The organism is Acidovorax sp. HMWF018, assembly GCF_003061035.1.
In the GTDB taxonomy this organism is placed as follows: Bacteria; Pseudomonadota; Gammaproteobacteria; order Burkholderiales; family Burkholderiaceae_C; genus Acidovorax; species Acidovorax delafieldii.
In genome coordinates this window covers 7,371-15,287 of sequence record NZ_QAIM01000669.1, presented here as the reverse complement: position 1 = coordinate 15,287, position 7,917 = coordinate 7,371, and the positions used below count along the sequence as shown (strand labels likewise).

The 7,917-nt window shown below is 64.9% G+C and carries 7 protein-coding genes and 1 pseudogene; 7 read left to right on the top strand and 1 reads right to left on the bottom strand.

The genetic code is table 11. The features are described 5' to 3' along the window. Positions 1-741 (bottom strand): TetR/AcrR family transcriptional regulator (locus tag DBR23_RS28515; RefSeq protein WP_233250805.1); only part of this gene is annotated, 741 nt, incomplete at its 3' end. 155 nt (positions 742-896) lie between these two features. On the opposite strand from DBR23_RS28515, the gene DBR23_RS28510 reads away from it, so the two are divergent. The 7 genes and pseudogenes from DBR23_RS28510 to DBR23_RS32070 form a co-directional block, all read left to right on the top strand. Then, entirely contained in the window at positions 897-1,739 is an 843-nt protein-coding gene (locus DBR23_RS28510; protein WP_108500294.1) for an ABC transporter ATP-binding protein, read from the top strand. Beyond that, positions 1,736-2,626: a branched-chain amino acid ABC transporter permease gene (locus DBR23_RS28505; protein WP_108500293.1), complete on the top strand. Its 891-nt coding sequence runs from the start codon at positions 1,736-1,738 to the stop codon at positions 2,624-2,626. Before DBR23_RS28510 ends, DBR23_RS28505 begins: the two co-directional genes overlap by 4 nt. Continuing rightward, positions 2,626-3,663, top strand: a complete 1,038-nt coding sequence (locus DBR23_RS28500; RefSeq protein WP_108500292.1) for a branched-chain amino acid ABC transporter permease — start codon at positions 2,626-2,628, stop codon at positions 3,661-3,663. Before DBR23_RS28505 ends, DBR23_RS28500 begins: the two co-directional genes overlap by 1 nt. Before the next feature lie 17 nt (positions 3,664-3,680). Continuing rightward, positions 3,681-4,859 (top strand): ABC transporter substrate-binding protein, encoded by a 1,179-nt coding sequence (locus tag DBR23_RS28495; protein ID WP_108500291.1) that lies wholly within the window; start codon positions 3,681-3,683, stop codon positions 4,857-4,859. 13 nt (positions 4,860-4,872) lie between these two features. Beyond that, positions 4,873-5,691, top strand: a complete 819-nt coding sequence (locus tag DBR23_RS28490; protein WP_108500290.1) for an ABC transporter ATP-binding protein — start codon at positions 4,873-4,875, stop codon at positions 5,689-5,691. Positions 5,692-5,862: 171 nt separating this feature from the next. After that, complete coding sequence (locus tag DBR23_RS28480; RefSeq protein ID WP_108500288.1) at positions 5,863-7,665, top strand: long-chain fatty acid--CoA ligase; 1,803 nt, start codon at positions 5,863-5,865, stop codon at positions 7,663-7,665. Positions 7,666-7,751: 86 nt separating this feature from the next. Beyond that, positions 7,752-7,917 (top strand): annotated as a pseudogene (locus DBR23_RS32070) (enoyl-CoA hydratase); the annotation flags it as partial.

The following is a 7,917-nucleotide window of genomic DNA, read 5'->3' as shown; positions in this document are numbered from 1 at the left end:
CCGCAGCACCCCATCACACAGCGTCGCAATGCACTGCTGCGCCACCTGCTCGGGCGTGTATTCGCCATAGGGCTGGTACCAGCGGCCGATCCAGCTCAGGGCGCCGGCAATCACAAAGGCTGTCATCTTCGGGTCGCAGGGCTGCAGCGATCCTTCGGCCACACCCTCGGCCACCAGGCGGCGGAACTCCTGGTCGATGGCGGACTTGAGGCGGCGCAGCTCCTTGCGGCTTTCGGGGGGCAGCTGCTCGTCCCCTACGCGGATCAGGCACATGCCGAAGTCCATGGTGACGATGCGCGCATACACCTGCATGCAGGTCATGAGCTGGTCAATGGCCTTGCCACCCGCTGCGCGCGAGGCATCAATCCCCTCCAGCATCATCGTGAGCCCCTTGCTCACGCACTGCAGCAGGATCTCGTCCTTGTTCTTCACGTAGTAATACAGCGTGGGCTTGGTCACGTTCAGGCGCGCGGCGATGTCGTCGAGCGAGGTGGCGTGAAAGCCGCGTTCGTTGAACAGCTGGGCCGCTGCCTGCAGCACGGCATTGCGTTTGGCCTCGCGCTGGCGCTCGCGGTGCGACACCGGGGGCCAGGGAGAAGCCGCTGCGGCCTGGGCGGGCGTGTCCTTGGCCTGCTTGGCCGCTTTGACCGGCGTGGCTCGCTTGGCAGCGGGTGGCGAAGACGGGGCTGCGGCGGTGGCGGTGGCGCTGCGGCGGCGGGGTGCCACTTTGGCGTGGGGCATGGATGGCAGTTCCTCGGGAAAGTACGGATGCTGATGAGGGTCGCGGCTTCCAGAATCTACTTGCGAGTAAACAGTTTACGCAAAAGTAGGAAATTTGCGCTGGGTTCCATCGAAATTTCTGTCAAAAGCTGCAGTCAACCCGTATTAGAAAGCCAATGGAGACAACCCCTTCCGGCCCCGCTGCTGCCACGCCCCTGCTGCAGGTGCAGGGCGTGACCCTGGCGTTCGGTGGCGTGAAGGCGCTGACCGGCGTAGGCTTTGACGTGCAGCCCGGCTCCATCACCGCCGTCATCGGCCCCAACGGTGCGGGCAAGACCTCGCTGTTCAACACCATTTCGGGCTTTTACCGGCCCAGCCAGGGCTCGATCCGCTTTCAGGGGCAGGACATCACCCGCGTGCCCGCGCCCCAGCGCGCCAAGCTGGGCCTGGGCCGCAGCTTTCAGAACATCGCGCTGTTTCGCGGCATGACGGTGCTCGACAACATCAAGCTGGGCCGCCACGCGCACCTCAAAACCAACGTGCTCGACGCGCTGCTGTACTTCGGCCGCGCCCGACGCGAAGAGGCCGAACTGCGCCGCGACATCGAGGAGCGCATCATCGACTTTCTCGAAATCGACCACATTCGCCATGCGCCGGTCTCGGCCCTGCCCTACGGCCTGCAAAAGCGCGTGGAAATGGCCCGCGCGCTCGCCATGCAGCCGCAGATCCTGATGCTGGACGAGCCCGTGGCCGGCATGAACCGTGAAGAGACCGAAGACATGGCGCGCTTCATCCTCGACGTGCGCGAGGAGTGGGGCGTGACGGTGCTGATGGTGGAGCACGACATGGGCATGGTGATGGACCTGTCGGACCATGTGGTGGTGCTCAACTTCGGCCAGGTCATCGCGCAGGGCACGCCCGCGCAGGTGCAGGCGGACCCCGAGGTCATCCGCGCCTACCTGGGCGCGGGCGACGTGGGCGACCTGCGTGCCAAGCTGCAGGGAGTGACCACCGCATGACCGGCAACTTCGACTGGGCCTACCTGTTTGAGATCAGCCTCACCGGCATCGCCGGTGGCGGTCTCTACGCGCTGGCCGCACTGGCTTTCGTCATGGTCTACAAGGCTACGCGTGTGGTCAACATTGCCATTGGCGAACTGCTCATGGTGGGCGCCTACCTGTTCTTCACCTTTGCATCGATGTTTGCGCTGCCGCTGTGGCTGGCCATCCCGGCCGCCGTGCTAGGCACGGGCCTGCTGGGCGCGGTGATCGAGCGCACCATGATCCGCCCGCTGCTGGGCGAACCACCCATCTCCGTCTTCATGGTCACCGTGGGCCTGGCCTCGGTGCTCGTGGGCCTGGTCGAGATGATCTGGACGGCCGACCAGCGCCGTCTACCCGACTTCATGCCCACGCAGCCCATCATGGTGGGGGATGCCTTCCTCGCGCCCAAGGTGTTCTGGGGCGCCGTGATCGCCATCGCGTTCATCGCAGCAGTGTTGGTGGTTTTCCGCTTCTGGCGCGGCGGCGTGGCCCTGCGCGCCACGGCCAGCGACCAGGCCGCCGCGTACTCGGTGGGCATCAACGTGCCGCGCGTGTTCTCGCTGGCCTGGGTGGCCTCGGCCATGCTGGCCGCCATCTCCGGGATCATCGTGGGCTCGATCGGTGGCATCTCGTCCAGCATGGGCGTGTTCGGTCTGTCAGTGCTGGTGGTCGTCATCGTGGGCGGGCTCGACAGCGTGCTGGGCGCACTCATCGGCGGCATCCTCATCGGCCTGATCGAGGCGCTGGCCGGGGCTTACCTGGGCGGTGAATACAAGCTGCTGGCCACCTTCATCGTGCTGGTCGCCGTGTTGCTGGTGCGGCCCTACGGCCTGTTCGGCACCCACGAGATAGAGAGACTCTGATGCGCATCGGGACCCTCAAGGAAACCTACATCGCCGACGCGGCGCTGTTCGACTCGCGCACGCAAAAGGTGTGGCTGGCCGTGGGAGCCGCGCTGCTGGTGCTGTTCCCCTTCATGGCCAGCGACTACTGGCTCTACCTGGCCTGCCTGGTCAGCATCAATGTGGCCAGCGCCACGGGCCTCAACATCCTCACGGGCTACACGGGGCTGGTCAGCCTGGGGCAGGCCGCCTTCATGGGCCTGGGGGCCTACACCGTGGCCGTGCTGGAAACCAAGGTAGGCACGCCCTTTGTGCTCAACCTGCTGGCCGGAGGATTGGTCGCCATGCTGGGCGGCATCGTGGTGGGCATTCCCTCGCTGCGTGTGAAGGGGCTGTACCTGGCGATTGCCACCATTGCCGCATCGTTCATCGCGCACTTCATCTTTGCCAACTGGAAGTTCACCGGCGGCACCGGGGGCCTGAGCGTGCCGCCCGCCAAGCTGTTTGGCATGGCGCTCGACACCTCGTTCCGCCTGTACTGGCTCATCGTGCCGGTCACCCTCCTCATGCTGCTGGGTGCGGCCAACCTGTTCCGCACGCGCGTGGGCCGTGCCTTCATCGCGATTCGCGACCGCGACATCTCGGCCGAGGTGCTGGGCATACCGCTGCTGCGCTACAAGCTGCTGTCGTTTGGGCTGTCGTCGTTCTATGCGGGCGTGGCCGGGGGCCTGTGGGCGTATTTCTTTCGCGTGGTCACGCCCGAGAGCTTTCCTCTGCTCATGTCCATCTTCTTCCTCGCGGCCATCATCGTCGGCGGCATGGGCTCCATCCTGGGCGGCATCCTGGGCGCGGTGTTCATGACCATGGTGCCAGAGCTGCTCAAGCTCGTGGTGGACCTGATGCCCGGCGGCAGTGAACTCACCGTGTTCCTCTCGCCCGTGCGCACCGTCATCTTTGGCCTGCTCATCATCGGTTTTCTCGTCTTCGAGCCCCATGGCCTGGCCGAAGTGTGGCGGCGCGTCCGTCGTTTCTTCCATCTCTGGCCTTTCAGAAACTAACCCCCAAGGAGACACGCATGCAGCCCACCCCCACCTCCCCACGCCGCCGCACCCTGCTGGCAGCCGCTGGTGCCGCAGCCCTCACCAGCCCGCTGTCGGTGCTGGCCCAAGGCGCTGAAGAGATCGTGATCGGCGGCTCCATCCCGCTCACCGGCGTGTTCGCGTTTGCGGGCGTGGGCATCAACGCGGGCATGGGCGACTACGTGAAGATGCTCAACGACGCGGGTGGCATCAAGGGCCGCAAGGTCAAGTACGTGCCCGAAGACACCGGCTACAAGGTCGATGTGTCAGTGGCTGCGTTCAAGAAGATCACCAGCCAGAACAAGGTCAACCTCTACTACGGTGACTCCACAGGCTTCTCCAAAACCATCAACCCAGAGCTGGACCGTAACGGCAACATCCTGATGGCGGGCGCGTCGTTTGCCACCGAACTCAACGACCCCAAGAAGTACCCCAACCAGTTCCTCGTGGGCCCCGACTACACCGAGATGTTCGGCATCCTGCTCAAGCACATCGCCAAGGAAAAGCCCGGTGCCAAGGTGGCCTTCGTGTACTCCGATTCTGAATTCGGCCGCGACCCCATCGAGTCCAGCGAAGCCATGGCCAAGCAGCTGGGCCTGTCGGTGCCCATCAAGATCATGACGCCCGCCGGCAGCGTGGACGTCTCCACCGAAGTCATCAAGCTGCGCCGCGCGGCGCCCGACTACACCATCTTCCACGGCTACATCCTCGCGCCCATCCCTGAGTTCATCACCCAGGGCAAGCAGCAGGGCATGACCAGCAAGTGGATGGGCACCTTCTGGACCATGGACAGCTCCACCGTCATGAAGATGGGCGACGCCGCCGACGGCTTCATGGGTGTGATGCCGTATCGCTACTACTACGACACCGAGAAGGCGCCCATGCTGGAGAAGATCCGCGCCCTGCGGCCCGAGTACCAGAGCACGGCCTACATCCAGGGCTTCCTGGCCGCGATGCTGTTCACCGAGGCAGCCAAGCGCACGCTGGATGCAGGCAAGCCCCTCACCGGCCCCAACCTGAAGGCAGCGCTCAACTCCATCAAGGACTTCGACACCGGCGGGCTGATCGGCGTGCCGATCACCATCAGCGGCAATTCGATCCCCGTGGGCCGTGTGTACCGCGCCGATATGAAGGCGCAAAAAATGGTCGCGGCATCGAACTGGATCAAACTCTGACACTGCCTGCGCCATGACCCAGCCAACCCCGGCCCACGTCCTCGAAGTCAACAACATCGAGGTCATCTACAACAAGGTGGTGCAGGCCCTGCGCAGCCTGTCGCTGGCCGTGCCACGTGGGCAGATCGTGGCGCTGCTGGGCAGCAACGGGGCAGGCAAGAGCACCACGCTCAAAGCCATCTCGGGCCTGCTGGCGCTGGAAGATGGCGTGGTCGAAAGCGGCAGCATCCACTTCAACGGTCAGCCCACGGCCGCCGTGGCCCCACAGCAGCTGGTGCGCAACGGCCTGAGCCATGTGATGGAAGGCCGCCGCGTGTTTGAAGACCTCACGGTCGAAGAGAACCTGGTGGCGGCGACCTATGCGCTCACCGGGCGCAAGGATGCGACGCCGGATTTCGACCTGGTCTACAGCTACTTTCCGCGTCTGCATGAGCGGCGCAAGGGCCTGGCCGGGTACCTGTCGGGTGGCGAGCAGCAGATGCTGGCGATTGGCCGCGCGCTCATCGCGCAGCCCCAGCTCATCTTGCTCGATGAGCCCTCGCTGGGGCTCTCCCCCAAGCTGGTCGAAGACATCTTCACCATCATCGCGCGCATCAACGCCGAGCGGGGCACCAGCATGCTGCTGGTGGAGCAGAACGCCACCGTGGCCCTGGCCGTGGCGCACCGGGGCTACATCATGGAGAACGGCAAGATCGTGATCGACGGCACGGCCGAGCGCCTGGCCAACGACCCGGATGTGCGCGAGTTCTACCTCGGCATGGGTGGTGGCGGCGAGGCCAAGAGCTTCAAGGACATCAAGCACTACAAGCGCCGCAAAAGATGGCTGTCATAAGAGTACATCCCCCTGAGGCGCTTCGCGCCTTCCCCCTTCTCTCGAATGGCTGCGCCATTCGGGAAGGTGGACGCAGCCAGTGCGGCGGGGCGGCCCTTGCACGGCTGCCCTGGCCTGCGCCGCGCCGGTATCACAAGCCACTGTTGACGCAACGCGCATCGGACCGTTGACATGATGAAACTCCCCGAACTCACCCTGCCGCAGATGCTGCGCGAGCGCGCACGCACCGACGCGCAGCGCATCGCCATCCGGCAAAAGGACTTCGGCATCTGGAAGCCCTTCACCTGGGCGCAGTACCACCAGCGTGCCAGTCACTTCGGCCTGGGTCTGCGCGCTCTGGGCCTGCCTGCGGGCGGGCATGTGGGCGTGATCTCCGAGAACCGCATCGAATGGGTGCTAGCCCAGATGGGCGCGGGCCTGGTGGGCGCGGTGACCGTGGGTGTGTACCCCACCAGCCCCACCAACGAAGTGGCCTATGTGGTCGGCCATGCCGACATCGAGATCATGGTCTGCGAAGACCAGGAGCAGACCGACAAGCTGCTGGCCGCACTGCCCGAGCTGCCGCGCCTGAAAAAAATCGTGGTCATGGAGACCAAGGGCCTGCGCAGCTTTGCGCCCGAGGTGCGCCAGTTCATCACCACGTTTGACGAGGTCGAGCAGCTGGGCGCGGCGTCGGGCCAGCAGGCCATCATCGACGATGCCCTGGCGCGCCAGCGGCTCGACGATGTGGGCCTGATGATCTACACCTCGGGCTCCACCGGCAAGCCCAAGGGCGCGATGATTTCGTACCGCAACATCCGGGGCGTGGTGCCGGGCATCGTGGACCGGCTGGAGCTGTCGCGCGAGACCACGCACCTGTCGTATCTGCCGCTGTGCCATGTGGCCGAGCAGATGCTGACCAGCTTTGTGCCGGTGTACATCGGCTCGCAGGTGAACTTTGGCGAGTCCATCCGCACCGTGCAGGAAGACCTGCGCGAAGTCGCGCCCACCATGTTCTTGGGCGTGCCCCGCATCTGGGAAAAGCTGCACGCCGCCATCCACATCAAGCTGCAAGAGACCGGTGGCCTGCGCCGCGCGCTGTTCCACAAGGCCTACAACGCCTGCAAACCGCTGGCCGAGAAGCCGCACAGCAACTGGAGCGCTGGCGACAAGCTCACTTATGCCGCGAGCTACTGGCTGGTGTTCCGCGCGCTGCAGAACTTCATCGGCCTGCGCAATGCCCATGTGGCGCTCACCGGCGCCGCGCCCATTCCGCCCGATGTGGTGCGCTTCTTCCGCGTGCTGGGCGTGCCGCTCATCGAGGTGTATGGCCTGACCGAATCCACCGGCATGGTCACAGGCCACCGGCTCGGTCACGTGGTGGTGGGCACCGTCGGCGTGCCCACGCTGGGCGTGGAGCACCGCATTGCGGACAACGGCGAGCTGCAATTGCGAGGCGACATGGTGTTTGCGGGCTACTACAAGAACCCCGAGGCCACGGCCAGCAGCATCGTGGATGGCTGGCTGCACACGGGCGACGTGGTGCGTGAATCGCAAGGCCAGATCCAGATCGTGGACCGACTCAAGGACATCATGATCACGGCCGGTGGCAAGAACCTCACCCCGTCCGAGATCGAGAACACGATGAAGGGCAGCCCCTTCATCAAGGAATGCATCATCGTGGCCGAGGCGCGCAAGTTTGTCGGCGCACTGGTGATGATCGACTACGAGACCGTGGGCAAGTGGGCCGAGGCGCGGCGCATTCCGTTCACGCACTTTCGCTCGCTGGTGGAGCACCCCGAGGTGCGTGTCCTCATCGACGCCGAAATCAACCAGGGCAACCAGCGCCTCGCGCAGGTCTCGCAAATCCGCAAGTTCCACCTGCTGACCAAGGAGCTGGACCACGACGACGGCGAGGTGACCGCGACGATGAAGGTGCGCCGCGCAAGCATCTACAAGACCTATGCGGCCGAGATCGAGGCGCTGTACCAATAGCCCAGGGCTCGGCGCATTGGAACCCAATTACTATCAAAACAGGAGCTGATAGCGCAATATCCACAAGCGCTTGAAGCGGATTTGACATGAAAAATACCGCCACAGACCCTGCAGCAGCCGCTACCGCACCGTCCGCGCCCGCCCCACAGCCGCCCCTGCTGCTGGAGCGCCAGGGCGCCGTCGCCACGCTGCGCTTCAACCGGCCCGAGGCACTCAACGCCATCGACGTGCCCATGGCCAATGCCTTCCTCG

What these genes read in the sequence shown, in the direction of transcription:
- DBR23_RS28500 (WP_108500292.1), top strand. Translation starts at nt 2,626, where the DNA reads ATGCGCATCGGGACCCTCAAGGAAACCTACATCGCCGACGCGGCGCTG.
- DBR23_RS28490 (WP_108500290.1), top strand. Translation starts at nt 4,873, where the DNA reads ATGACCCAGCCAACCCCGGCCCACGTCCTCGAAGTCAACAACATCGAG.
- DBR23_RS28505 (WP_108500293.1), top strand. Translation starts at nt 1,736, where the DNA reads ATGACCGGCAACTTCGACTGGGCCTACCTGTTTGAGATCAGCCTCACC.
- DBR23_RS28510 (WP_108500294.1), top strand. Translation starts at nt 897, where the DNA reads ATGGAGACAACCCCTTCCGGCCCCGCTGCTGCCACGCCCCTGCTGCAG.
- DBR23_RS28495 (WP_108500291.1), top strand. Translation starts at nt 3,681, where the DNA reads ATGCAGCCCACCCCCACCTCCCCACGCCGCCGCACCCTGCTGGCAGCC.
- DBR23_RS28480 (WP_108500288.1), top strand. Translation starts at nt 5,863, where the DNA reads ATGATGAAACTCCCCGAACTCACCCTGCCGCAGATGCTGCGCGAGCGC.